The sequence below is a fragment of the Mesorhizobium sp. M0088 genome (assembly GCF_040322895.1).
GTDB lineage: Bacteria > Pseudomonadota > Alphaproteobacteria > Rhizobiales > Rhizobiaceae > Mesorhizobium.
Genome location: NZ_JAMYUI010000002.1, coordinates 268,448 through 294,854, shown reverse-complemented (window position 1 = coordinate 294,854; position 26,407 = coordinate 268,448). Strand labels below are relative to the sequence as shown.

The 26,407-nt window shown below is 59.8% G+C and carries 19 protein-coding genes and 1 pseudogene; 5 read left to right on the top strand and 15 right to left on the bottom strand.

Going from position 1 to position 26,407, the window contains the following annotated elements; all coding sequences use genetic code 11:
- Positions 1-210: 210 nt before the first annotated feature.
- The 3 genes from gspD to gspG are packed head-to-tail and all read left to right on the top strand — an operon-like array spanning position 211 to position 3,283.
- A complete protein-coding gene (gspD, locus tag NKJ67_RS04080) occupies positions 211-2,334 on the top strand; it encodes a type II secretion system secretin GspD (RefSeq protein WP_352580591.1) in 2,124 nt (707 codons plus the stop codon).
- Between the two features lie 2 nt (positions 2,335-2,336).
- Complete coding sequence (locus NKJ67_RS04075; RefSeq protein WP_352580590.1) at positions 2,337-2,831, top strand: prepilin peptidase; 495 nt, start codon at positions 2,337-2,339, stop codon at positions 2,829-2,831.
- The gene (gene gspG, locus NKJ67_RS04070; protein ID WP_352580589.1) at positions 2,831-3,283 is read left to right on the top strand and encodes a type II secretion system major pseudopilin GspG; all 453 of its coding nucleotides are present in this window, start codon (positions 2,831-2,833) and stop codon (positions 3,281-3,283) included. Before NKJ67_RS04075 ends, gspG begins: the two co-directional genes overlap by 1 nt.
- 10 nt (positions 3,284-3,293) lie before the next feature.
- Here gspG and NKJ67_RS04065 read toward each other — a convergent pair whose 3' ends face one another.
- The 9 genes from NKJ67_RS04065 to NKJ67_RS04025 all read right to left on the bottom strand — a co-directional run bounded on the left by NKJ67_RS04065 (position 3,294) and on the right by NKJ67_RS04025 (position 10,806).
- Positions 3,294-3,950 carry a type II secretion system protein GspJ gene (locus tag NKJ67_RS04065; RefSeq protein WP_352580588.1) on the bottom strand — a complete coding sequence of 219 codons (657 nt, stop codon included), beginning with the start codon at positions 3,948-3,950 and terminating at the stop codon, positions 3,294-3,296.
- A 62-nt stretch (positions 3,951-4,012) separates the two neighbouring features.
- The gene (locus NKJ67_RS04060; RefSeq protein ID WP_352580587.1) at positions 4,013-4,372 is read right to left on the bottom strand and encodes a PulJ/GspJ family protein; all 360 of its coding nucleotides are present in this window, start codon (positions 4,370-4,372) and stop codon (positions 4,013-4,015) included.
- Positions 4,369-4,842 carry a GspH/FimT family pseudopilin gene (locus NKJ67_RS04055; RefSeq protein WP_352580586.1) on the bottom strand — a complete coding sequence of 158 codons (474 nt, stop codon included), beginning with the start codon at positions 4,840-4,842 and terminating at the stop codon, positions 4,369-4,371. The genes NKJ67_RS04060 and NKJ67_RS04055 overlap by 4 nt, the downstream gene beginning before the upstream one ends.
- Positions 4,839-6,056, bottom strand: a complete 1,218-nt coding sequence (locus NKJ67_RS04050) for a type II secretion system F family protein (protein WP_352580585.1) — start codon at positions 6,054-6,056, stop codon at positions 4,839-4,841. The genes NKJ67_RS04055 and NKJ67_RS04050 overlap by 4 nt, the downstream gene beginning before the upstream one ends.
- Entirely contained in the window at positions 6,056-7,699 is a 1,644-nt protein-coding gene (locus NKJ67_RS04045; protein WP_352580584.1) for a GspE/PulE family protein, read from the bottom strand. The genes NKJ67_RS04050 and NKJ67_RS04045 overlap by 1 nt, the downstream gene beginning before the upstream one ends.
- Positions 7,696-8,607, bottom strand: a complete 912-nt coding sequence (locus NKJ67_RS04040) for a hypothetical protein (protein ID WP_352580583.1) — start codon at positions 8,605-8,607, stop codon at positions 7,696-7,698. Before NKJ67_RS04040 ends, NKJ67_RS04045 begins: the two co-directional genes overlap by 4 nt.
- Entirely contained in the window at positions 8,604-9,170 is a 567-nt protein-coding gene (locus NKJ67_RS04035; RefSeq protein WP_352580582.1) for a hypothetical protein, read from the bottom strand. Before NKJ67_RS04035 ends, NKJ67_RS04040 begins: the two co-directional genes overlap by 4 nt.
- Complete coding sequence (gene gspM / locus NKJ67_RS04030) at positions 9,167-9,754, bottom strand: type II secretion system protein GspM (protein WP_352580581.1); 588 nt, start codon at positions 9,752-9,754, stop codon at positions 9,167-9,169. Before gspM ends, NKJ67_RS04035 begins: the two co-directional genes overlap by 4 nt.
- A gap of 2 nt (positions 9,755-9,756) precedes the next feature.
- On the bottom strand, positions 9,757-10,806 hold the full coding sequence (locus tag NKJ67_RS04025; protein WP_352580580.1) for a PilN domain-containing protein: 1,050 nt from the start codon (positions 10,804-10,806) through the stop codon (positions 9,757-9,759).
- 246 nt (positions 10,807-11,052) lie between these two features.
- Here NKJ67_RS04025 and NKJ67_RS04020 point away from each other — a divergent pair.
- A pseudogene (locus NKJ67_RS04020) lies at positions 11,053-11,369 on the top strand (response regulator transcription factor); the annotation flags it as partial.
- Between the two features lie 102 nt (positions 11,370-11,471).
- On the opposite strand, the gene NKJ67_RS04015 reads toward NKJ67_RS04020, so the two are convergent.
- The 6 genes from NKJ67_RS04015 to NKJ67_RS03990 form a co-directional block, all read right to left on the bottom strand.
- Positions 11,472-11,897, bottom strand: coding sequence for a hypothetical protein (locus NKJ67_RS04015; RefSeq protein WP_352580579.1), 426 nt, complete (start codon positions 11,895-11,897; stop codon positions 11,472-11,474).
- Positions 11,898-11,903: 6 nt separating this feature from the next.
- A complete protein-coding gene (locus NKJ67_RS04010) occupies positions 11,904-18,140 on the bottom strand; it encodes an RHS repeat-associated core domain-containing protein (protein WP_352580578.1) in 6,237 nt (2,078 codons plus the stop codon).
- Between the two features lie 152 nt (positions 18,141-18,292).
- Positions 18,293-19,048: a type II secretion system protein D gene (locus NKJ67_RS04005; RefSeq protein ID WP_352580577.1), complete on the bottom strand. Its 756-nt coding sequence runs from the start codon at positions 19,046-19,048 to the stop codon at positions 18,293-18,295.
- A 532-nt stretch (positions 19,049-19,580) separates the two neighbouring features.
- A complete protein-coding gene (locus NKJ67_RS04000) occupies positions 19,581-20,201 on the bottom strand; it encodes a hypothetical protein (protein ID WP_352580576.1) in 621 nt (206 codons plus the stop codon).
- On the bottom strand, positions 20,198-21,025 hold the full coding sequence (locus tag NKJ67_RS03995) for an RHS repeat-associated core domain-containing protein (RefSeq protein ID WP_352580575.1): 828 nt from the start codon (positions 21,023-21,025) through the stop codon (positions 20,198-20,200). The genes NKJ67_RS04000 and NKJ67_RS03995 overlap by 4 nt, the downstream gene beginning before the upstream one ends.
- Before the next feature lie 35 nt (positions 21,026-21,060).
- A complete protein-coding gene (locus tag NKJ67_RS03990) occupies positions 21,061-21,483 on the bottom strand; it encodes a hypothetical protein (RefSeq protein WP_352580574.1) in 423 nt (140 codons plus the stop codon).
- A gap of 204 nt (positions 21,484-21,687) precedes the next feature.
- Between NKJ67_RS03990 and NKJ67_RS03985 the strand changes: the two genes are divergently transcribed.
- Complete coding sequence (locus tag NKJ67_RS03985; RefSeq protein WP_352580573.1) at positions 21,688-25,842, top strand: hypothetical protein; 4,155 nt, start codon at positions 21,688-21,690, stop codon at positions 25,840-25,842.
- Positions 25,843-26,407 lie beyond the last annotated feature (565 nt).

The window sequence follows — 26,407 nt, the reverse complement described above, 5'->3', positions numbered from 1 at the left end:
TTTATGCTGACAGTGCACGTTTTGCCATGTTTCCCACGACTCATTTTGGCACCGTACACGCTGCCCAAATCGCAGGCGCTTCTTCTCCTGCCCCGCCAATCAGCCGCCGCCCTCCGCCACCAACCCTGTGGATAGAGCCTCAGACACCCCCATCATTCCCGACATCGGCTTGCAAGAAGCCCTAGACTTGATGTCAGGGGAATCAAGTGTATGGCAATCGGGTCCGGTCATCGCGTCGTGTTGTGCACGTTGCTGGCGATTGCCGGCTGCACCTCCGCGCCGGGCAAGGACTTCTTCACCGAAACCATCGACAGCCTGCACGCCAAGAACTCGCCCTTGCGGGCGGGCTACACCGGACCCGGTGCCGTGACTTCGGCCGCCGGCCAGGCGCAGCGCTTCAACGGCACGCAGTATCAGGGCTCGGGTCAGTTCGTATCCTCCGGCGCGCCGGTCACCAAGGTGACGACAGATGGTTCGGGCCAATTCGAGCTCAATCTGATCAATGCGCCGATCACCGAGGCGGCCAAGGCGGTGCTCGGCGATGCCCTGCACCTCAACTACATCGTCGACCCGCGCGTGCAGGGTACGGTGACGCTGCAGACCTCGCAGCCGGCGTCGAAGGATGCGCTGGTCGACATCCTGCAATCGGCGCTTGCGGTCAACGGCGCCGGCATCACCAACCGCGCCGGCACCTACCAGGTCGTGCCGCTTGCCGAGATCATGTCCAGCACACCGCCGGTCAGCGTACCTTCGGTTTCGCCGTCCGGCCCCGGCGTCAAGGTGCAGGTGCTGCAGCTGCAGTTCATCGCCGCCGACGAGATGAAGACCATTCTCGAACCGATCACCCGCCAGGGCTCGGTGCTGCGGGTCGATTCCACCCGCAACCTGATCACCGTCGCCGGCAATGACAGCGACCTCAATGCCATCCGCGAAGCGGTTTCGGTGTTCGATGTCGACTGGATGCGCGGCATGTCGGTGGCGCTGCATCCGCTGAAGACCTCCAAGCCGGAGGCGGTCGCCGCCGAGCTCGATTCGATCTTCGGCACCAAGGAAGGGCCGGGCGCCAAGCTCATCCAGTTCATCCCCAACGACAGGCTGAATTCGGTGCTGGTGATCACGTCGCGCCCGGCCTATCTCGCCCGCGCCGCAGCCTGGATCAACAAGCTCGATAAGCTCGCCGAAACCAGCGAGGATCAGCTTTTCGTCTACCAGATCCAGAACCGCCCGGCCAAGGAACTGGCCGCGGTGCTGAGTTCCGTCCTCGGCACCTCGGTCAAAACCGAGGGCGATTCAGGCAGCTCGAACGTGTCGCCCGACCAGACACCGATCGCCATGCAGTCGGACGGCGTCACGCCGGTGCCGCTGACCGGTCCGTCGCCGTCGATGCCGACTTCCGACGGACAGCCGCCGGCGCATGCCACGGTCGTCGCCGATATCGAAAACAATGCGCTGCTGATCCAGACCACGGCGCGCGATTACGAACGCATCGAGCAGATCCTGAGCAAGGTCGACGTGCTGCCGACGCAAGTCATGCTGGAAGCCGTCATCGCCGAAGTCACGCTCAACGACGATTTGAAATACGGCCTGCGCTGGTTCTTCGAGAATGGCGGCACGAAGATCTCGGTGGCCGACGTGGCCAAGGGCGTCGCCGCGGCGGCACTGCCTGGCTTCAACTGGAGCTACGCCACCGACAACATCCAGGTGACGCTGAACGCGCTGTCCAGCATCACCGACGTCAATGTCATCTCGGCGCCGACCATCATGGCGCTGAACAACCAGAAAGCGGTGTTGCAGGTCGGCGACCAAGTGCCGATCGCGACACGGCAAGTGGTGGACCAGACGCTCGGCAGCTCGCCGGTCGTCTCGGTCGAGATGAAGGACACCGGCGTCATCCTGACGGTGACGCCACGCATCAACAATGCCGGCAGGGTCATGCTCGACATCGAGCAGGAGGTCAGCAACGTGACCAAGACGACCAGCTCCGGCATCGATTCGCCGACCATTCAACAACGCAAGATCCAGACCCGCGTTCTGGTCAATGACGGCGAGAGCCTGGCGCTGGGCGGCCTCATCCAGTCGCGCAACAATGTCGACCGCACGCAAGTACCCATCCTCGGCGATATCCCGATCATCGGCAACGCGTTCAAGCAGAAGACAGACAGCATCGGACGCACCGAACTGATCATCTTCATCAGGCCGCATGTCGTGCGCGACATCAACGAAGCCCGCGAAGTGACGGACGAATTCCGCGGCAAGATCAGCCTGCAGACGCCGATCCAGAAGCGGCGCGGCGGCACCAAGCTGCAACAGGATTTGAAGAGGCTGGCTTATTGACGATGGCTGCGCACCCATCCCTCGTGTTGGCAGCCACCGTCGCCCTGGCAGCTATTCTCGGCGCCATCGCGATCGCCGATTTCCGCCGGCAGGTCATCCGGGACGGGCTCAACCTGGCTCTCGCCGGCATCGGCCTTGCCTATCAGGTGGCGACCGACGCGAACGGGCTGCCGGTGCATATCCTGTTCGCAGCCGCGACCTTTGCGGCTGCTTGGGCGATCCGGCGCGGTCATTTCCTGATGACCGGCAGGATTGGTCTCGGCCTCGGCGACGTCAAGATGCTGGCCGCCGCCGCATGCTGGATCAGCCCGCTGCTTTTGCCGGTGCTGTTGTTCATCGCCAGCGCCAGCGCTCTGCTGTTCGTCGGCGGGCAGGTGGTTGCAACAGGCCCGGCGGCGGCGAAGGCGCGTGTCGCCTTCGGCCCGTTCATCGCCATCGGCCTCGGCTGCTGCTGGGCGCTGGAGCAATTTGCAGGTTTGGACATGGGACTGTTCTGATGATCATGCAGCACTTCACCCCTGAAAATTCCCCCCGCCAACGCGATGATCGCGACAGCGGGTTCACGCTGGTCGAGCTTCTGGTCGTGCTCGCCATCATCGCTTTGATCGCGACACTCGCCGCCCCTCAGGTGCTGCGCTATCTCGGCTCGGCCAGGACCAACGCAGCCAAGGCGCAAGTCCGCAACATCGAAAGCGCGCTCGAGCTCTACTATGTCGACAATGCGAAATATCCGACTGCGGAGGAAGGGCTCTCGGCCCTGGCCACGGCGCCCGCCGGCGAAGCGCGCTGGAACGGCCCCTATCTCAAGGGGACGACCGGCCTGAAGGATCCGTGGGGGAGGCCCTATTCCTACGAAGTGAAGGCCGATGCGAGCGGCGTGGTCATCCGCAGCCTTGGAAAAGACGGCAAGCCGGACGGAACCGGCGAAGACCAGGACGTCAGCAACTGACTTTTCTGCTCTATGGGCGCTGTGTTTCGTTGGTGCGCAGCAACTGCCGAGTGTTCGCTAGGTCGAGGCGGGCAAAACCTCTTGCCGAATAGGCAGCACCATCGCGCATGACCGAGACGGTGAACCGCACGGCGGCAGGCAGCCGCCGCGGCGTATTCCAGTTCGGCAACCACGATGACGCTGCCGAACCGTCGAGATATTCGAATCTTATGGCGCTTACGCCGCCGAGCAGCCGCACCGGTTCGCTCTGCGTCGACGCGCCGGCTGCGCTGCCGCGCCGCGTTTTCTGGACAATGGCCAGTGCACTTCCGCCGAGCGAAACGGCAATTTCGCGCAGCGCTGACGATTTGAAGCCAATTGCCTGAACGGCGTTGAATTCGATCCGGGCAGCATCGCCGTTGAGATAGAGCACCTGGTCCGGCGACGATTTCGACAATGGCAATGGTTCGGCGTGGCTGATCGCCGTTTCCAGAAACCGCGATGCGGCATCGACCTCCATCTGGAACTCGGTTGCCTTTTCGATGCGCACCATCGTCCGAGCCTGACCGAGGAAGACCATCATCAGCGAGGTGATCACGCCAATCAGCGCCATTCCGACCAGCACGTCGATGAGCGCAAATCCCTCGACCGACGCCGATAAACGCGATTTGACGACGGGCAGGGGCATGCCTGAGACCCTTTTCGGCCGGCAGATGGCGCCGAGCCTGGAACGAGCACGGACGAACGGGCTCATGGAGCACCCGGCTCGCGGACCGGCACGAAGGTCAGAAACGGACCGCCTGGAAACGCTCCACCGGTCTTCTCGATGAGAACAGCGGTCACCTTGGCCTTCGACATTTCTATCGTGCGGGTCTTCAGGGTCCAGCCGAATGGCGCCGTGGTTTGCACCCGGGCTTCGTAGTCCGTCAGCATCACGCGCACGGTCCTGGCGGCCTCGACCTGGCGCTTGGCGGCAGTGATGCTGCGGGATGCCAGCACGATCGACTGGCTGGCAATGCCAAGCACCAGCGCCAGGATGGTCATGGCGACGATCATCTCCAGGATCGAAAATCCGTCTTCGGCGGAACGCTGCGACGATGGCGCTGTCATGGCAGCGCGCGCCAGGTTGAAAGCCCAGTCAGCCAGTTGACCGCGATGCGCGCGCTCCGCCCTTTCCGCTCGAGGGCGATGTCCATGCCGGAAGCACTGCCATCGGGAAGGAAGGTCAGGACCGTCCTCCGGTCGGCGATGACGGTCTCCTGGCCGGTGGTCACAGTCATTTTGACATCGTCCGGCAAAGTGATCGTGTCCCGCTCGCCAAAACGGAAGGCGCGGGCGCCGAGATCAACGACGACTTGCTTCGGCCTGGCGGTGGCGATCGCCGATGTGCGCGACAGGCGCAGCCGCGTGGTGATCTCGCCGGCCAGCGTCTCCAGGTTCTTGGTGCGATAATTGCTGACCAACCCGGGTGCTGCGATGGCCGCGACGAGGGCCATGATCGCCAGCACGACCAGCATTTCGACCAGGGTAAATCCGGCCGTTGCATGTGCCGGCGCGCCGGCTCTCGACGCGGCTGTCATTGCAGCGCCAGGTCGTTGATGCTGAGGATCGTGGTCATCACCGAAATGACCAGGCTGCCGACGAGAAAACCAAGCGAAATCGTCAGCGCCGGGGTCAGCAGCCTCAGCACCGTGTCGATGCGCCACGTGAGCGTCAGCTGAAGCATTTTCGCCGCGCGATCCAGCACCACAGGAAGGGCGTTCGCCTCTTCGCCAAGCGAGACCAGCGACATCGTCGCGTGATCGAAAATTCCCGCCTTGACGATCGCGCCATGCAGGCGGGCGCCATTGGCAACGGTTTCTTCGATAGCCGCAAAGTTTGCCGCCAGCGAGCTCTGCCTGGACACATTGGCGGCCAGGCCAAGCGCTTCGGTCATCGTCACGCCATTGCCGAGCAGCAGCGCAAGCGTTTCCAGATAGCGCGCGATCACCGCATCCCTCACCAGCGCGCCGATCAGCGGGATCTTCAACAGCCAGTGCGAAAGACGTTTTCTGGCACCGGTGGACCGGGACAGAAAAAGCCAGCCAAGCAGGCCGAGGACCGCCGCCAGCGGGAATACGAACGGATAGTCGCGGAACACCGTGCCGAACGCCGAAAGCATGGTCATGGTGAACGGTTTTGGGGCGGATGAGCCTTCGAAAATCGGTTCCAGCGCCGGCACCAGAACGGTTGCCAGAATGACCAACGCCCCGCTCATGACCAGCAGCAGGAACGCCGGGTAGGCCAGCGCCTCGATAATTGCCGCACGGCGCTTGGCCGTTGCCTCATACGTGTCGGCCAGCCGCTGGCATATATAGGCCATCTTGCCGCTGCGCTCGCCGCTGGCGAGCAGAGCGGCAACGTCGGAGGTGATGCCCGGCAGGCCGGCAAAGGCTTCGGCGATCGGCCGACCGCCAGTGGTGAGATCGAGCACCGATTGCAGCTGCTGGCGCCGCTGATGGTTGGTCTCGCCCGAGATGACCGCGCTCAAGGCACGGTCGACGGTGAAGCCGGCGTTCAGAAGCACCGAAAGCTCGGAAAACAGACGGCTGAGATCGACCTTCCGGGTAAATGTCAGCGCGCTGCGCCCCGGCAGGCGAAGCTGCTGCTTGTCGCCGCTCACCGGCGCAAGATGATAGGAACGGCGGCCCTGCTGCGCCAGTTTGCGCGCCGCGTCCTGCTTGGTCGAGGCATCGAGAACGCCGGCCTCGGTGCTGCCGTCGACGAGATAGGCGCGGTAGGCAAAGGCCGGCATCAGCCGCCTCCCGCGAGATCGATGACACGCCGGACTTCGTCCATCGTGGTGACCTGCGATCGGGCAAGTGCGGTTGCGTGCACCGACATCGGCACGAGGTCGTCTTCGGCCGCAATTCGGCCGATCTCCATTTCGCCGGCGCCTTGGTCGATGAGCTCGGCGATGCGCGGCGACACCTGCAGCATTTCGTAGGTCACCGTGCGCCCGCTGTAGCCGGAGCCATTGCAGGTGCGACACGCCGGGCCGCTCTGTTCCGCGCTGTGGCAGGTCGGGCAGATACTGCGCAGCAGCCTCTGTGCGATGACGCCGCGGATCGTCGCGCCGAGCAGGTAGCCATCGATGCCCATGTCGCGAAGCCGCGTCAGCGCGCCCGCGGCGCTGTTGGTGTGGAGTGTCGAAAACACCAGGTGGCCGGTGAGCGCCGCCTGCACCGCGACCTGCGCCGTTTCGCGATCACGGATTTCGCCGAGCAGGATGATGTCGGGGTCCTGGCGCAGGATCGAACGCAGGGCGGCGGCAAAGTCGAGGTCGATCGCCGGATTGACCTGCAACTGGGTGATGCCCGCCATCCGGTATTCGACCGGGTCCTCGACGGTGAAGATCTTGACGTCCGGCCGCGAGCGCTCGGCGAGGATGGAATAGAGCGTGGTCGTCTTGCCGCTGCCGGTCGGTCCGGTGATCAGCACGATGCCGTTGGCGGCTTGCGACATGGAGCGGATCTTCGCTTGCGCGGTGCCATCGAAACCCAGTTTCTCCAGTTTCAATTCGACACCGGCGCGGTCGAGAATTCGAAGCACGATGGCTTCGCCGTGAATCGACGGAATGACGGAGACGCGCAGGTCGACGTCGCGGCCGCGCACGGCAATGCGCATGCGTCCATCCTGCGGCAGGCGCCGTTCGGCAATGTTGAGCCGCGACAGGATCTTGATGCGGGTGGAGATGCCGGACAGCATCGCAATCGACGCCGTGTCGACGGTGGACAGCATGCCGTCATGCCGGAAGCGGATGCGGACGTGATCCTCGAGCGGCTCGATATGGATGTCGGTGGCTCTTGCATCGACCGCCTTGTGGATGGTCTCGGCGACGAAGCGGACGATCGGCGCCTCGCGGGCAAAATCCTTCAAGCGTTCGAGGTCGTCGGGGCCGAAATCCAGGATTTCGCCACCGCCGCCGCCATTTGAAACGGCCGCCAGGGCCGATTGCTCGATGCGGTCGATGCATTCGGTGATCGTGCGCCTTGGCAAGATGCGCAGCGCCAGTGTCCGCTCATAGTGAAAGGCGAGCGCGTCGATGGTTGCCGAGGAGAAGGGATCGGCCACGGCGACAACCAGCCGCTCGGCATCCATCTGCAGCGGCAGGATGGCGTTTTCGCGGAGATAGACCAGCGGCACGCTGGCCAGCATTTCGGGGCTGATCTGGTCGGGAATCTCCACCGGCGTCGGTGCCTGGAGGTAGCGGCTGAGGCTGTCGGCAAGCTCCTGCTCGCCGATCAGCCCGAGTTCGGTCATCACCGTATCGAACGGGTGTCCGGATGTCCGCGACGCCCCTAAGGCGCGTTGGGCCGCGTGCGCGCTCAGCACCTTCTCGCCCTCGAGAAAGGCAAGAAACGCCTCTATTCCTTTGGCCTGAACGGAGGCGTTCATGAGTTCCACCCCCGCAGAATTTGCGCCGCCTCAGTGCCGAAAAGCACCTCGCAGCCGGTCGCGCCGACGACTGCCGGCAGTGCGGCGGCTGCAGTCACCGGGCTTCGGGAGACACGCGAAAATGCCGTGGGGTTTGTCGGGGATTTCTCGATGATGAACCCGGCTTCGCCGGTGATCCCGGATCCGTCGCGTCGCACGACCACATCAACCGTGTAGGCCGATGCATCGGCCGCCGCTTGGACGACCGAAGCGCTGGTCCCACTGGCAAGAACGGCGCGAAGACGGTTCGGCGCATGATCGGCGCTGATCGTGCCGCGCTTCGAGTTGACCGTGAAAACGGCATGGAGGCTTTGCAAAGGCACTGACGCAAGTGCCGAGAATTCCTGCAGTTCGGACACCGACTCGAACGGCGCCTGCTTGTCTTCGGGCGGCCCGACGGAGCTTCTGGGCCGGGGCTGGCCGGCAAACAGCTTGGCGTTGTCACGAAACCGCATCGCTGCCTCGGCCAGCGCTTGCGACGTCTGCTGCTCGAAGCCGAGCGATGCGAAACCAAGCGCCAGCAAATGGTCGTCCGCGGCATTGAGATCGATCAGACCGCCGTGATCCTGGACACGCACATCGAAGCTGAACGCGCCCGACCGGCACGCCGCCGGTGTGGAATCCAGCGGGAACGTCTTCGTCCCCGAGCCACCGGTCAATTCGCTCGCAACCACATTGCCCAGGCCCTCGGCAAGCAGCGACAGACGCTCCTGTTCGACCTCGTTGTTGGCGATCATCAGCCGGGTTTTCGCAGTGACGGCAAAGGGAACGACGGTCGCCGAGACGATCAGCATGAACACCAGCACCGCGACCAGCGAAAAGCCGGCGCTGGCGCTTTCGTGCCCTGCGATTTCCGGGCGCTTGCTCATAGTTGCGGCTCACTTGGCGGTGGCTGGGGCGGCGAGGCTGGCGGCGGGTTCTTCCATGGCGGATGCAGCGGGATGCGCGCTACCTTGCCGTCCCGCTCCAGAACGGCTTGGCTCTTGTCGATCGCCGACACCGTCCAGCCATCGACGGTCTCGCCACTGGCATACCAGATTGCGGCATCGCTGCCGGCGACGCGCAGCAGCGCTTTCGCCGCACCGCCATGAATGCTGATGCCCAGAAGCGATGGTGCGACGGCCGGCGCGACTTCCTGCGGCGGTGGCGTCGGGGGCTGTTCGACGGGCGCGACGGCAACCTCCACCGGCTGTGGCGCGACCGGCGGGGGCACGAATTTTCGCCGCGTCGGCGTGAACAGCGGACGCTGGAAAGTCTCGCTGAAATCGCCGGCCTCGGGAAATTGCAGCGCTCCCGCCGTCGATGCCGGGCCGCCATCATGCCCTTTGCCGGAGACGACCGGCGTGATGTCGACCGGCGTGTTGTAGAGCGCGACATTGATCAGGACGAGACCTGCTATGCCAGCCGCAACCGCCAGGCCGGCGAATTTCATGGCTTGACCCCGCCGCCTTGCGTCTGCAGCGGGCCGTAAAACAGGACCTCGGCGAACAGCTCGGGGTCGCCCGTCCGTCCGGCGGCCGGCCCGACATCGGTGGTGCGCAACGTCGCCTCGCGAATGAACAGCACCGGCAGCGACGTTTCGATGGCGAGAACGGCGTTGTGAATGCCTTCCAGCGGACCCGAAAAACTCGCCCGCAGGCCGATGAAATCGACGTCGGCTTCGTTGAGCACCGGTGCGTTGCCGGCTGACAGCACGCTGACCCCATTGGCGGCGGCAATCGCGTTCAGCCGGGTCTGCAGGCCACCGCGAATGATCGCTTCGCTCTCGCCGGTGAGAAATTCGGGATTTGCGGCAGCCACGGGAGCGGCGGCGCTGTCGAGGCGCTTGGCCAGTGCCGCCACGCTCTGCAACTGGCCGAGAAGCTCTCGCTTTTCCTCGATCCCGGCTTGCGCCGAGGCAACGCTGTCGAGCGCCGCGAACGCCACCCAGGCCAGGACACAGGCCGTCACCGCCGCAAGCGCCAACGCGATCAGGCGACGGACCAGCGGTCTTGTGTTGAGGATGGCGGAGAGCATCGTCAGAGCGTTCCGATCTTGGCCGAAATGGTGAAGTGTTCGCCGTCCTGGCCGGGAACCTTGACCACGGGCGCGGCGAATTCGGGCGCCGAAAACAGCGGTGAGGCGTCGAGCGGTTTTATCAATTCGGCAGCCGAGGTGGAAAAACCCGATATGGTCAGGTCGTCCCCCTTGGCCGAAAGATCGGTCAGCCAGGCCGTGTCCGGAAGCAGGTGCGTCAGCTCGGCCCAGACGCGCACCAGCGACGCCGTCGTGTTCTTTTCCTGCCGGATCTTTTCGATCTGCTCGATGCCGGCCTGGCGCTTCTGCAGCGAGGTGCGTGCTGCCTTGGCCAGAACCTGCGCATCGGCGATCCGCGCGTCCAGTTCCGCACCGGCCTGCCAACTGCGCCAATGCGCGTGAGCGAAGGTGACCAGCATTGCCCCAGCCAGCACTGAACAGGCCGCGCCCCAGGCGGTCCTGCCGCGCCGGTCGCGCGCGTTCAGTGACCAAATGGCGGCGAGGCTGAGCGGATCGGCCCGCAGCGCGCTTTCAGGCTGTGACAGCGACAGGCAGCGGACCGACCCGCCGACGCGACGAACCGCATCCAGCACGCCGGCAAGAGTTTTGACCTTGACGACGTGGTAGGCACAATCCTCCCTAACATGTGTGGTGAAGACGACATGCACCTGTGCCGGGTCGAGCGGCGTCGAGGCCAGAAGATCAAGCTCGGCCATGTCGCGGGCCTGCCGAAGCGGGAGCCGCCGCGTCGCCAATTGCCGGGTCAGGAACAGCCCGGGCTGGATCCGGATATCGAAGGTCGGCCGCTTGCGCCGAAGCCCGCCCTGGAGAAGCGCCAGAACCTCGTCGGAAGAGGCGGTGAGCGCCAACGGGATCGACTGGAACTCCGGCGCATTGGCCTCGCGGGCGCGAATGCCGTCATCCGCCAGGCTGACGATCCAGTCGCTGGATGAGGCTTGCTTTTGCCAGGGCGTGAGCCACGACCAAGCCCCTCGCAGCTCATCGAGCCACCAGTCGAGGAAATCCAGAACCTGCGCGTTGAGTGTCGCCACAACTAGCCGCCCGCCGCCCCAGCTGATTCTCAGCCGAGGCATTTCGTGGTAAGACTACTACAAATGGTGGCTTGATGAGGATATCTGCGAAGGCGCGGGAGGCAGATTAGACACAGCTTTGTTGCTTGGGTGGGGGTCAGGCATTACGTCCAGATGCCGACATGGCAGCGCGGCAATGCTCGACGAGCAGGCTCTTGTTCGAACGACTATGGTACGACCTTGGTAAAAAGTGCACTGTCACGTAATTCCGCCACACGCTCGGTGATGGAACGCGCGATCTATGTGCCGGAAACCTATGAAGGCCTGACGCCGAAGGCGTCGACCGCGCCGACATGGTGCAACGCCTGTCGACACTGACACCGCAGCAATTGCGCGTGCTGCAGATGCTGCGCCAGCGCATACTCAACGAGCAGATCGCCTACGAGCTGCAGATCGGGGAAACCACGGTCAAGGCGCACGTGTCCGAGATCCTGCGCAAGCTCAATGTCTATAGCCGGACGCAAGCGGTGATCGAGGTGTCGAAGCTGGACAATGGGCTGTTTCGCGATCAGACGGGGTTTTGAGTTGCACCTTCCTCGCATGGCGAGGGTCGACCCGCGAGCGGAGCGAAGGTTTTCACAACGGTGGCCGGGCGAGCTAGAGAAAAAGTGCGCCGTCACCGTAATTCAAACTGGTCTCCCGAGGTCTTGGGTGGGAGAAAAAGCCGGAGGCTGCCTCAAAATCATCTCAAATCCCGATGTTTTTACGGACAACTTCCCTACATCTAGTTCGATGACGCAAAGAAATATGTCGACCGCACCATTCTTACTCTTTCTAAGATATGATATTGTCATATTTTCAATTGTTACACCGACCAATTCCCCCGATTTTACCTCCAGAGTAAAGTCAAAGGCGTCAAACAAATGCAAATTTGCTGGAGCGACAAGAAAGCGATTTTCTTCCCGCTCATCCATTTTATAATCAAATATATAGTCGATATCAAAAGACACAATGTTGCTTTCATTTAGAAAAGAAACACTATAGATCCGACAGTCATGCCATCCCATTGAGGGATAGTCCGACATCGACCACTTGTCTTTAATGGAAGTCATAGCCCATCACTCCATCCCTAGATGCGATTTCACGCGATCTATATCATGTTGCGTCATTCCTCTCACATAAGATCTATCTTTGTTTACATTAACTTCACCAGTTACAGGGTTTGTGTTGCGAATTCCGTATTGAACATGAGGAGTTGGTATTCCTTTGTGGATAGCTCCCTTCAGATCATAGTATGTTACTATATCTCCGTCGTCTATCGTTACTGTATTTTTGTTTATCTTCTTTGATATGTCGCTAGCTTGATCCGTCACTTCCGGTGTACTGGAGTTCTCTTCCGTGGGGCCAGCGTCAGACTTTTCCCCACTTGCTTCTTCAGATTCGTCACTATTGTGCGATATCAATCCTTTAAGCAAACTCTCAATATCTCGACCGTACTTTTCGTTTTGCTTTTGCGCCGGACTGCCTGGAATTGCTTGGGGCGCAAGGGGGATAAATCCGCCGAGAAGCGGTACCCCGACGGCTTGAACCGTTCTAACGCAACCGCTGCTGCAAGTTTTCTTATTGGTAACGAGACTGGGTAGACCATTGGTAGTCTTCTTCGCTGTCTTAGAGCCGTCCGTGCCAGCTTTGCTGGAGGACTTAGTAGAATCGCCGCCGAGTTTCGAGACCGTATCATCTGTGGAGTGCAGAGAATGCCCATTGCTATCCGCTTTGTTGACCGGATCGTTCTGGGCGTAAGCATATCGATTGGTCCCCACACCCGGGAGCGTCGGATCCCAATCATCCGGTGAGATGAACCTCCCCAGTACCGGATCCATGTATCTGTCATTGAGATACATCAGTCCGGTCTCGGGGTCGAAGCGCTCGCCGATATAGCTCTTCTGGGTCTGGAAGCCGGAATTGAGACGCTCGCCATAGGTGGCGTAGTTGGTGGCCTCGGCGATATTGCCCGAGGCATCGGTGACCATGCGCACTGATGCCAGGTGATCGCGATGCAGGAAGGCCTTTGTCGTGCCCGTCACCTTGATGTCGGGATGCGGATACCTGACATAAATCTCCGCACCCGGTGTCGCCGGATCGATCTCGACAGAGGCATCGGGATAGAGTGTCGTGGCAAAACTCGAGGATTTTTTCGCGCGCGCTCCGTCGGGCCCATAAGCGAGGTTGACGGTGTTGGAGGCGAGGCTGACGGTCTTGAGCCGGTTGGCCTCGTCCCAGACGAGCGTGCGGCTGCCGTCCGAGGTGAGATTGCCATTGGCATCATAGGCCATCGCATTGGCGCCGACACTTGTTGGCGCATGCGGGCGTGGTGCTGTCGCCGAGGGATAGACATAGGTGCCGGCCACACGGGTGCGTGAGGTCAGATTGTCGTTGGCGGCATAGACGAATGTTTCGCTGAGCGTGGTGCTGCCCAGATTGGTGCTTGCCGTCAGCCGGTCGGCATTGTCATAGCCATAGGTCCAACTGTCGGAGGCTGTCAGCCCCGTCGTGCCGATGATGCGGCCGAGATTGTCGCGCGCATACTGATCGTCGAGCAGGACAGTCGCGCCCCTCGAGGTGGTGACCCGCGTCACCCAGCGCCGTGTCGGCGAATAGGTGAAGGCGGTTTTTACGCCGTTGGCGTAGTTGATCTCTTTTGTCTGGCCATCGGCCTCGTAGAGGGTCGAGGTGATGAAGCCAGATGCGGAGGCGAGCTTGTTGCCGGCGGTGTATTGCAGCGGTGCGGCTGTCGTGCCGAAGTCGAGCTGCACCGGCAGATATTGCGTCGCCAGCGTCTGCCCCGAGGCATCGCGCAGGCTGGTCGTGGCGTGGGTCAGCGTGCCGATGGTGGCATCCTGACGTGCAACCTTGCCGAAGCCATCATATTTGAAGGCCTGCGTCGCCGCCGGGTTTGTGGAGGTGGTCAACTGGCCGATGTTTTGGAAGCCGGCGGCTGCCTGGTCGTAGGTGTTCTGCGTCAACGTCACCGGGCTGCCGCCGGAGACGGTGGCCGTCTTCAGCGTCAGCCGGTCCATCTGATCATAGCCGAGCGTGGTCACCGTGCCCCTGGCATCGGTCTGGCTGATCAGCCGGTTGGCGGCATCATATACATAGGACCAACTGCCAAGATCGGGATCGGACGCCGACAGCCGGTTGCCGAGCAGGTCGTAGCTGTAGGTCCAGTTGGAACCGCCGGGATCGGTCACCCCGATCAGCCGACCGAGCAGATCGTAGCTGCGGCTCTCCGTGAGGCCGAGCCCACCGAGATCGCGAACGATCTGCACGACATCGCCGCGCGTCGAGGACACGCTCTTCGACTGGCGCGTCGCCGTCGCATTGATCTGGTCGGTCTGCGTCACCGCGAACAGCCGCGGATTGGTGCCGGTGCCGCCATCGAGGCTGTGGGCGAAGATCGTCTGGCTGGCATCGGCGAACACCGTCTTAACCAGCCGGTCGGCCCAGTCATAGGAGTTGGTGGTCCACTGCGCGGTGTCGCCGACAAACCGCGGGAAGGCTGTACGCAGCACATTGCCACGCATGTCGTAGTCGGTGTCGGCAATGCGTCTGGCGCCAGCCGCCGTCTCTCCGGGCGTCTCCACCCGATAGACCCGGCCAAGCCCGTCATAGTAGGAGCGGGTAAAATCTTCGCCGGCGCCCCCACTCGCACCATTGGGCAGGGGCGTGTATTTGACCAGCGCCTGTGTTGCCGGATTGCCCTCGTTCTCGAAGCGCGTCTTGGCATAGGCGCCCGTCACGCTCTGCAAGACCTGGTAGGGCCGGCAGAAGGCGTCATAGGTGAAGGTTTTGACAAGACCATTCAGGTCTGTCCTGGTCGCCGGCAGGCCGCACACGGCATTGTAGGTGGCGGTCGAGACAAAGCGGGTGTCGGCAGTCTGCCCGCCGGTGGCAAAATAGCGCGGCGCCCGCTGGCTTACCGGATAGAGGTGATAGGTGGCATCATAGTCCCACTCGGTCTTGTGACCGAGACCATTGATGGCGGACACCTTGTTGCCATAAGTGTCGTAGGCAAAATACTGGCTGACCGTCTTGGTCAAGGCGGCATCGCTGAAGTTCAGCACCCGGGTCAGATTGCCCTTTGTCGGCACTCCCCAGACGTCGGTGCTGCCGTCATAGTAGTTATGCTGATAGCTGATGTAGGGGTCGCTGCCATTGAGCCCGGCATGCGTGCGCTCGGCGATGTTGGCCGAGACGATGTAGGTGCTGGTGTTGGGCGAGAAGAAACGCTCCGCAAACGTTTCGTCGCCGCTGACATCGGTGCGGCCATAGTCCTTGATGCTGGTGATATTGTTGTAGGCATCGAACACCCGCTCGACCCGCAGTGCGCGAGAAATGTTCTCGGTCAGCGTCGTGTCGGTCGCCGTGTTCTGCACCGTGTAGGGTTTGGTCGCCGTGTTGACCACATAGGTCTCCGCGACCTGTTTGTGCACGACGCCTGCGCCGTCCTTCCACACCGTCAGTGACGGCAGGCCGTAGCTCGCCAGATCCTGCCGATAGGTGGTCTCGATCTTCGAGGCCGCCGTCTCGCCATTGGCCAGTGGTTTTGTCTCGACGATCGAGGCGAAACCCAGGAACCTGCGCGCCGCAGGATCGTATTTGCCACCGGCATAGGTATAGCTCGACACCGCCGTCTGGCCGCGGCCGTCACCAACCGATAGTTTTGTCACCGCATGCACGAGTTGCGGCAGGTAGTTATTGACCCAGGTCGATGACGGCGAATACTCAACCGCAACCGTGCCGCCCAGTTCCGTGGCGATCTGCTTCAGCAGGTTCGGATTCCCCGTGCCGGCGTTCGAGATGAACATGTGGCTGTAGTCGGTGAAGTCAGGCAGACCATCGCCGTTGAAGTCGCCAACGATGGTGCTGGCGCTGATTCCAACCGGCAACGTAAATTGAACAGGCGATATTGTTGTCGATGTCAGGCGTAGAGAAAACAATCTGACTATGCCGACCCTATCGTAAGCGGTATATATGCTTCCCCCGACCGTTATCATATCCATGCGGCCGTCATTATCGAAATCGCGAAGGATCGCCGAGGAACCAGCGATCGATGGCAGTGTGAAACTCTTAAAACCTATGCCGGTCGACAGCCATATAGCGGTGCCACCGCCGTTGGCTCGAAAGCGAACAATATCAGTGGCGCCATCACCATTCACATCCGCAAAAGTGCATAAACCTGAGCCCAGCGTGTCCCGGCTCTCGGAGGAGCAATCGAGTGCGAAAGAAGCGCCACTCCCCTGCCATTTTCCGTTCGAAAGTGCGCCCTTTTTGAAACTGCCTGCGGCAAGCAGTGGGACCTGACGACCGTTCCCGAGGAAATCCCCTATCCCGACCAACCTCCCCTGAGAGTAGTCTACAGTGTCAAGACCATCGCCGTCTGTGTCCGCCAGAAAGGTAGGGATCCCATAAAGATCCGTCAGAGTGGCGGTATTAGGCAGTGTTGCGCAAATACCTTGGTAACCAGGGGGTGCGGAGGGAATGCATGTGCGTTTTGTCAAGGTCAGTTGTGGATCGCTCGTGAGGATTGAGCTGTATGCAGAAGTTCGAGTGTTGCCGTTCTGACCAAATGTTACGGTCTCTTTTTCAACGTAAACAAAGTCAGCTGTATTTTTTCCTGTGGAAAATCGACCCGCATCGAGGAAATCACCGCTGTCAGCCTTGCCAGTACCACTATCATTATAAGAGTCTATCTGAAGGGATGTGGATCCTGTTGAAACACCAGCTGACGAAAACTTAAATATTTTTTCAAAGGTCGTCTTTGTCGTGATTGTTTCACCGCCGCTTCCGCCGCTGTGACTTGTCGTCGTGGTTGTGCCTTCGCCAAAAATTTCGTCACGACCATCTGAGTCTAGATCACCGACTTGCCTCGGTGCGACCTCGCTAATTCCACTGCGCGTTGGCGGACCTTGCGGAGTGCTGACGGTCGCATAGACCCCGTCGGTATTCTGATAGGTCATCTGGCCGAGCACCTTTGCGGTGCCGCCGGTGATGGTGCCGTCAGTTGCGACCGTCGCATCGGTGCCGTAGCGGGTAACGGCGGTGAGGCGCGAGGTGTTTGAAAACGGCGCCTGGTCGTAGGTCAGTTTGTAGGCGCTGCGCAGCGCTCCGCTCACTTTGACCGAGATCGCCTTGATGCGCTGGCTGGTCTCCGAGATGTCGCGGCCATTGCCCATTAGGATCATGTCCGGACGGGTTTCCAGATAGAATTTTACCACAGTGCCGTTGTAGCTGACGCTGTCGGGGTAGCAGACCGGGCTCGCCGGACAGGTATAGCTGTAGGTAACTGTGTTGCCGTTGGTGTCGGTAACCGAGGTCAGCAGCCAGCGGTAGTTTTGGGCTAGATCATACGCCGGCGTGCCGGCGGTCGGTGTCAGGTTCGCAACCGCCGCCACCGAGCGAAATGTCGAGACGGTGGCGTCGCGATCGGTCAGCTTCCATTCATTGGTGGTGCTGTTAAGCGCAATGCGGCGATAGGATTCATTCTCCGTCGCATGCGTGCCTCCGGTCGAGCAGGAGGGCGACACCATGCCGGCAACGCAAGTGACCATCGCCTGGCCGTCGAGCAGATAGATGTCGGTCGCATCGTAAGCCGGCATGCCGTAGCCGGGTGTTGCCCGCTCGATCACATCAAAACCATCGAGCCCCCAGGCATAGCCAAGCCAGCCCTGATAGAGGCCGCCGATCTTGGTCTTGCGCGAGGAGTTGTAGTTCAGCGCGATCTGCGGCTCGATGCCATGGAAGGCGGGCACATCGATGCCGATGGCATAGCCCAGATTGCCGTTGCCAGCTGCCTTCGGCAGATCCACCTTCGGAGTGCCGATCGCTTCGGGATCGCCACTGTCGGTCGTCGTGGCAGCAGCTGCGGCTGCAGCTTGTGCCTCAGGGTCTTCCGGAGCCGCCTCGGTATCGGTCGTCTCTGCCGCCGTGCCGGATTTGGTCGTCTTGGCGTCCTTGCTATCGGCTGCCTTGGCATCAGCCGGCTTGGCGCCAACCTTGGCCGCCGCGTCAGGGCTGCTACCGGCCGCCAGCGCGTCATCAGTGCCGCCGCCAATTGAAGGCGCCTGCTGCGAAGATCCAGAGGGTGCGGCGCCGCCCGCGGCTTGCCCGTCGGATCCCAGCGCCGCCCCACCATTGCCGTAGCCGCCACCAGAGGCTCCAGCACTCGTAGAAGCGCCTTGGCTCTCCTGCGCAAGCGCCGCCATCCCAGCACTTCCACCAAGATTAGCGACAAAAGAAATATCCGCGCCAACGACACTCGCGACAAGCACTGCCGCGCCAACAAGCAAACGTTTCATGATTCCCCCGAGCCAAGTTGCTTATCGATACTCGCCTTTCATTTGGGAGATACGACACGCTCTCGTTGCCAAACAGTTGTCCACAGAAATATTTGGGCAAGAGGGAGAATATGCCCGAATCCCTTCAGATCAACTCTCACTGTTGCCGCGCGTTATGACGGCGAGAATAGGCGGCCGAACTGCAAGCCATCGTCGGCACCACTCACCGATAGATGCCCTTTCGCTGCCAAGGTCGAACTGACCACCGCTCTAAGTAAGGCAGGCACTCGGCGGGGTGGCTCAGCGTAAGGAATTCGGTAAATTCGGCACTGGTCATTAGCCAGACGCAAACGAGAACTCGCGGTGTCGGACAGACCCGAGGTCCCGACAATGCCGTCGATGGCGCCGTTTATGGTGGACCTATGAAGAGCCTCCGGAGAGGGCCAAGCCTCCTCAGCGCGGATGGCACTAAGTTCACTGTCTTTGCGAGCAACGGTGATTAAATTGCGGGTGGAATCGACCCGGAGCACCGAGCCTTGGCGGGTGATCGGTTCGAGAATGGTCTTCATCTCGTCGGCGGCGATGAACTGCAGCTGCAGCACCTGCACCTTGACGCCGGGGCCGGACGGCGAAACCGATGGCACGCTGACCGGCGGTGTGCCGGACATGATCTCGGAAAGCGGCACGACCTGGTAGGTGCCGGCGCGGCTGGTGATGCCGGCGCCGTTGACCGCAAGCGCCGATTGCAGGATGTCGACCAGCGCATCCTTCGACACCGGCTGCGAGGTCTGCAGCGTCACCGTGCCCTGCACGCGCGGGTCGACGATGTAGTTGAGGTGCAGCGCGTCGCCGAGCACCGCCTTGGCCGCCTCGGTGATCGGCGCATTGATCAAATTGAGCTCAAATTGCCCGGAGCCATCGGTCGTCACCTTGGTGACCGGGGCGCCGGAGGAGACGAACTGGCCCGAGCCCTGATACTGCGGTGCCGTTGAAGCGCTGCGCCTGGCCGGCGGCCGAGATAACGGCGCCAGGCCCGGTGTAGCCCGCCCGCAACGGCGAGTTCCTGGCATGCAGGCTGTCGATGGGTCTCGGTGAAGAAGTCCTTGCCCGGCGCGGAGGTGCAGCCGGCAAGCGCCAGCAACGTGCACAACACGACGCGATGACCGGGCTCAATTGCCATACACTTGATTCCCCTGACATCAAGCCTAGGGCTTCTTGCAAGCCGATGTCAGGAATGATGGTGGTGTATCCACAGGGTTGGCGGCGGAGGGCAAGCTGCCGGTTTGCGATCTGAATATTATACGGGACCGAGCTAGCTGGACCAGCGCCATCTCCTGCGAGACCGCGGTGGGGGCTTACCCGTCCACGCGCTGGATCGACATGGCAAAAAGAGCGCTGCACCGTAATTCAGTGGGCAAGTTATGCAGTTGAGAACGTAGCCGAAATGGGCAACGGCGAAAATTAGCTCGTTTCATACTTTTCTAGCAATGGGACGAGATATTTTAGCGCCCATTCTTTATTTTCCGGCCTCGGCATGCTTGTCACATACGTGACAAAGTCGCTCTTTATTTTATCTACACCGCCCCAAGCGTTATCGAATTGTTCTATGAAATACCTGCTTCCTGCAACTATGCAATATCTCATAAAAATATCCCCAACTATTGAAAATTCACCGCCGACTGATGTTATTCCAATATTGTCTTTAAATCTAGCGTTCATCATCCATAATCTATTTTCAGACGAGTACGGAGCCAAAAATATAATATCTTTGTCAATCTTCCCAAAGGCGTTCCAATAGAAACACTCTACACTAGTTTTCTCGAAAAAATCATCAAAAACCCTTTCATCGTCATAACCATCCTCGTCATCTCTAAGCTCCAAATCTCCCGGTATCAACCGATAGTCGAGGGTTTTGGGGACAAGAATTTCACCATTCGGGAAGTCTGCAGTCGGAGCGTTTTCCAACGCATATGTTTCTTCTAAAATATTTACACATATGCTGTCCAATTCTATCGTAGCTATTCTAGCTCCTTTGGGAATTTTCGTTCCGACATATTTTCGGTTTTCTATATCAGTTTTCATTGTGTCTTGCTTTTCTGAGTTTCGTTGTTCGATCCTTGGGCGCTATCAGATTTTGACGTATCTTTTTTATCGGTTATATCAGATTTCTCGGCCTTTGGGTTTACTCCAATCTCGTATGTGGTTTTTCTTTTGCCTTTTTCTGTTGTTTTTTGAACCTCGATTGTTCTAATCCCTCTCGATTTCGATCCTGGTCGATCAACTACAGTGGTGCCGTCCGGGAAGGAGACCGCTGTTCCCGGTCCATATACCGTGTCGATTTTTTTGGGATCAGCTCCAGGTAACGCCTTAACTCCGGCCATATTTTTGTCTGCCTGCTCAGGATCGAGGCCTAAGTTCATTTTTTCTTTACCCGTCGCGCCTTTCGTCGCAGCGTCAACGGCATCTTGATAGCCTGCATCCTCTACGTCTTTATTTTCTGGAGGCGCTTGATCATCATCAGGCATCATTGAGTAGATGCCATAGCCCACGATGCCTACCACCGCAGCTACTGCAAGAGCTTCACACCCGCCGCCAGCACAAGCTACTCCCAATGCAATTCGACCTCCCCAAACGACGGCAGCGTTATGTCCGTTTGGGTCGCTTTTGTTAATGGGATCGTTCTGCGCGTACGCATATCGGTTGGTGCCAACTCCTGGCTTGGTCGGATCCCAGTCGTCCGGCGAGATGAACCGTACCGTATGAACGTCAGACCGCACATCGTGCTTTCGTAGGTGCAGCCCGTACGTCGCTGAAGCATAAGCTCCGACCGTGCCCGTCACCATCATGGAGATGGTCAGCAACACAGCGAGTGTACATCGAACCATCCTATTGCCGATCGATCCCATCAAATCCCCCTGCCCAGCAAGTGTATATCGTGACGTCAATTCAGCTTTGGCTCGCGCCAACCCAGTGCTTCCGCCTTGGCGAAGGCTTCCCGATTGGCTTTGTAAAGCTCGTTCGCATAGGCGATCCGGTCGGCCGGAATGTCGCTTTGCTTTGGGTATTTCTGGATGATGTTTGCATCGAGCAGCCGGTAGTAGGCCGTACCCTTCTTCACCAGCGTATAGGCGTTGGCCGGATAGGCCTCGATCAGCACATCGGCGACGGCGACGGCGTCTTCGTAGCGGCCGCTTGCGATCAGAGTGTCGAGGATTGGCGTTGCGACGATCGACAGCGCCTCGCGCTGCGAAAGCATCTTGAGATAGACGCCATTCCGAATAGCCTCGTCGGTCATCTCGAGCTTTTGCCGATACCATGCGTCGCGCGTGTAGCCGATGGCGATGCTGCCGAAGCATATGGTCATGCCGTGCGGGCGGACGATTGGCACCGATGGCATAACAATAGAGACGAAGAAACGAATGGGACGGGCGGACCGGACTACGACGATCACGCTTCGATCGCCTTCTATCTTTTCGCAAAGGGGCGATCGGCTAACGCTGCTCGGTACATCGCTCAGTGGAAGCCCTACTATGGGTTCCTAATCGCCAGTCGCCTATTTGAACATTGTATGGCCACAGAAGTATTCGGCAATTTGCCGAAGCTTGCAGAGACCGTGAACAAAGCGGTCTCGTTGGCAAAGGCGCCGCCTGCTTTAATTGCAGCAGCGTTCACAGCCCTCCCGGGCTTCGCATCTCCTGCTCGTGCAAAGGTTCTACTGAAGAAGCTCGCTGCAAAAATAAGACCCGGCGAGCACTTTCCCGAAGACTATGCCGGCAACTCGCACCGAGATACCTATCGCAAAGCGACGTTGCGTTGTGCCATCCGCATGGCAAGTCTTGGCATGGTACAGGAGGCAGATCGTACGCTTCAGGTCGTCGCACCACAACGGTATGGCATGTGGTTGCTACGCGAGGCGTGGCACATTGATCTACTCGTCCCTTTTGCATTGAGTGCCGCCGCACGCTGCGCGAACGAGTCTCGCATAGCCGAATTCTTCGATTGCCTACCCAAAGAACTTTGGGTGTTGGTCGACGACGTACCACGGCCTGCGACCGACGAGGCTCAGCAAAAGCTCCTCAGTGAACGTTTGAAGGAGTTGGAGAAGTCAAAAGCGGAGGCACCGATAGAAATCGAAGAGCGGCGCAAGAAAAGCACGCTGTCATCATCCGACAGGTATCATGCTTCCGAAAAGATTTCTGACCGTGTCATGCCGCTCCTCGCGTTGGTCAGGCTGCTCACGTCCATAATTGCGGCGCCTAAGAAAACCGAAGCTCATAATGCAACCCTGGCCTTTCTCGATGCATGGGAGGCGGCTCAAACCAATGCAAGTAGGCGAGGTGCTTATGTGCAGCGAGAAGGACTTCGATTCACAGACGCTCTCTACAAAGGCTGTGCAATCGAGATGTTTGCGGCGCTCGATTTGGCCATTCCTAATTCGGCCAGACGGTTGTTCTCATGCGTAGAGCGTTGCGAGGTAGTAGCACCTGAAAGCGTCATTTGTCTCATAAGGCGGTTCGCGGCAACACGTAGCTGTCATAGCGAAGCTGGGAAATTAGCGGTGCTGGCTGTTCGGCTTATCGAACGTGAGGACGATGTGCAGCGTCGCAGCCAACTGTTCGCCAGCCTGTCGCGTGCGCTGCTGCAAGCAAATCGCGCCGAGTCTGCGCTAATCTTCAAGCGCGGGCTGAGGGATCTCGATGCCATAGGCTCGGGTGACTACGAATTTGCCAATGAGCTTCTGCACTTCGCGGCCACCTTGCGGGACGGAACATTGAAGCCGGAGTTAGCGCTTCGTCTGGCTAAAATATGCGAGATCAACGTGTATGACTCGCACAAATGGCATTGGCCCCTTACCGCGCGGGCACTTACGAGCGCGTCGGGAGCCGCTTACCTGGCGCAGATTGCCCGCTGGCATGACCGTGACAAAGTCGATCTAGGCCTAACCTTGCCATCCGCACTGACATACCTTGTGGAGAACAACGTTCTAAGCTCGGCGATTGGCGTATCGCTGCTCTGGTTGGTTGATCCTCAGGTCCTGATGAATTGGGGATGGCATGACTTAGTGAAGGCTATGATCGGACGGAATGCCACCGAGCCCGTGCTGCAAGACGTCCTCGATCAATACGAGCATTCCTTTCCGGGCAGATCGTCAAGTCACTACCTCAATGAGTTGAGTCAGGCATTGGGCACCAATCCCAAAATGGCCGCGAAATTCGCTGAGCGCATCAAGCTATTTACGCTGCGAGGCAAAGCGCCGCGAAAGGTTGAGAGGGAAAATCGTTCTTCGGCATCGGGGCTCAGTGACCGCAATAACATTCGCAAACAAGACGCAGAGCGCCAGGCCACGTTAACAAAGGCATTGGCAGATTTGGACCCGACGGACGCTGCGTCATTTGAGAGCTTTGTTGAAAAGCTGGAGACATTGGCCGGCTGGCCCTACAACAAATCTGACGCTTATAAGGCGTTGCGAGATCGCGTTCTCTACGGTGACCGGGCTAAGCATATTGAAGTTATAGTCGCAGCGCGGAACCTGGAATTGTTCCAAAAGAACGATCTGCTACAGGCAATTAAGGACGAATGGACTCAGGATTCGCCAAGCCAACTGGTGGTGCTTTCCGGATTTGGTCTGCGGCTGGTGCGAGAACACGCCGAAGAATTGCTGAACCGGAAATGGGGCTTTGGCTCCGATCTCTTCAAGCTCTCAGAATTGACGAGCATCCCGATTGACGAACTCGCTATCGCGTTGGTCGAGGCAGCGACGACCCGAGAATTGAATGCTGCGGCGATGACGTGGCTAAGCATCGCAACCATTCTTTCAAAACGCGCCGATGCTTCCGTGCCCCGTATAGCGCTTGAACGCCTGCTCGATAGCGGCGCAGCAAGGCTAGCCGATCCGATCGGCGACGGGCCGTGGCGAGATGAACTGGACGCTGGAGCAGACCCCGACAACATCGCTGCTGGCCTGCTATGGTTTCGTCTTGGGTCGCCGATCGCCAAGGAGCGATGGCGTGCTGCGCATGCTGTGCGTTCGGTTGCGCGGTACAAGCAGTGGGACGTGATTGAACGCATGTTTGCCCTATTCGATGCGCCAGATGCCGGGGCATTTCAGGATCGCTCCCTGCCTTTCTTTGGCTATCACGCCCAATTATGGTTCCTGCTAGCCGTCGCCCGTATCGCTTTAGATTCGCCTGAGCATATCGCTCGCTTTCGCCCGAGGCTCGAAGCGATCGCTTTCGACGACATGTTTCCACATGCGGGCCTACGTGAGGCCGCGTGCAAGGCATTGCGACACTGCCTTGCAGGAAAACGCGATATGGACGCCAAGAGGCTGACTTCCAGGATCGCCAAGATAAACCTATCCAAGTTTCCAGTCGCCAAAACGCGCAACAGCGGAGCGCGCGATTTCCCTTGGGAACGGCCCAAGGATGTTCCTGAGCCGGAACCCCGCTTTTATTTCGACTACGATTTCGAGAAGCAAAACATCGATAATCTGGCCAGGCTCTTCGGTCTCCCGAAATGGAGGATAAGCGACCTCTGCTACGAATGGGTACGCAAGTGGGCGCCGGGCGTGACCTCGATGAATGATTTCTCCGGTAGGGAACGTCCATCCGGCCAGCGCGGATATTATCGGCCGACCGATGACGCCTATCAATCGCACGGCACCTATCTTGCATGGCACGCGCTAGCGGTGGTTGGAGGTCAGCTGCTTCTGGAGCGGCCAATTACCGACGAAAGCTACTACGATGACCCCTGGCAAAACTGGTTATCCGAGTATCGCATCTCACGCGCGGATGGGTATTGGATCTCGGATGGAACCAGTGATTGTCCTTTGGTGGCGCTCAACGATCTAAGACGCGGTACCGGCTCGGACACTGAACGTGATCTGCCAATTGACGACAAGCCATTCTTAGCGACCCTTGCAGGGCTCAGCGAGACATTGCCAAAAGACTTAATTGTGCAAGCGTCCTGGTCTTCCCCGGACAGCGTGAATTGCAGTGTTATGTCGGCTCTCGTTCCTCCAGTGGATGCGGAGTTGTCTGCCCTTGCCGTGGCAACTTCACCATCATTCCATATGTGGCTGCCGTTCTATGAAACGTACGATGAAGAAGAGGATTCGCGCTTCCGTCGCGACGGTATGGAGCCCTGCGATCCGTGGATCACACATGCCCAGCAATCGGAGAGTCTAGACAGATACGATCCGTTGGGTGCGCCATCTGCGATATCAATTTATCACCCGTCGACGCTCATTGCCGCTAAGCTTCAGCTCTCCGCAACGAAGCCTTGGTCTCATGCATGGGTCGACAAAAGTGGTTCATTCGCACTCCGGTATGAAGGGTGGGGTGGCTGGCAGGGAGAGGGCGAAAGTGAGAATCGGCATGGTGGGCATGCGCTTTATTGTGATCGTTCATTCCTCGCACGGATGTTGAAAGAGCTGGATCGAAATCTGCTTCTATTGGTGAAGCTCCAACGCTACCACGAGCGGAAGGAGCATGGTGATGGAGTGAGCGAAGAAGGCAAGTTTACGCACTCGTTCATGGTGGCGATCATCGATAAGCAGCTTGGCGCGAAAATAATTGAGCCAACGTCAGCGCAAATCAATGCCGTGGCAAAACTCGGTCAGTACGGTTTGCACGAATTTGGCAAACGCCTACGTGTCCTGAGGGAACAACCGGCGGCCAAGCGGTCGCTCCGCCAGCGAAAGCCTCGCCAAGAAACCAGCTAACGCGCATTCGGCTGCACCGACCAGGCTCTACTCGCTACGCTCCCCGAGCCAGGTCCGGCTTCGCCGGAACGTGCGTCTCGGCCATGCGGTGACGATCCCTTGCGCGATCCATACGGCACTTCTTGCCGGGGGTTGTTGGTCCCGCATCCCGCGTTCGGCGGCGCTATGCTGACACTCCTACGGCTGCCTTGTTCTCGCCTGCCGGCAGCTATTGGGTCAGCCAAAGGAGGCCTCGAACTACTTGCGGCGCATTGCTGCTCGGCAGCTTAGGGGCCGGCAGGGGACTGTCTGTTTTCAGCGCTGCATATGAATGAGCAGACGTTCAGGTCGGGGCCGGGCGTCGTCGTGACGTAACCCAAAACGGTCCGTCCGACTGGGCCGGCGGGACAACCGCTGATGAATAGGCTCACCAAACAGCGGGCACAGTTCACCGAGGTGCCCAACTCACTCCTGGCCGATACAACCACAGCCTGACGCCGACAACCCGCGCGGACATTTCACAGTGCCCAACCGGTTCGGCAAGGTAGCTACTGGACAGGCAAGCGGCCGGCGAAAGGCGCGCCAG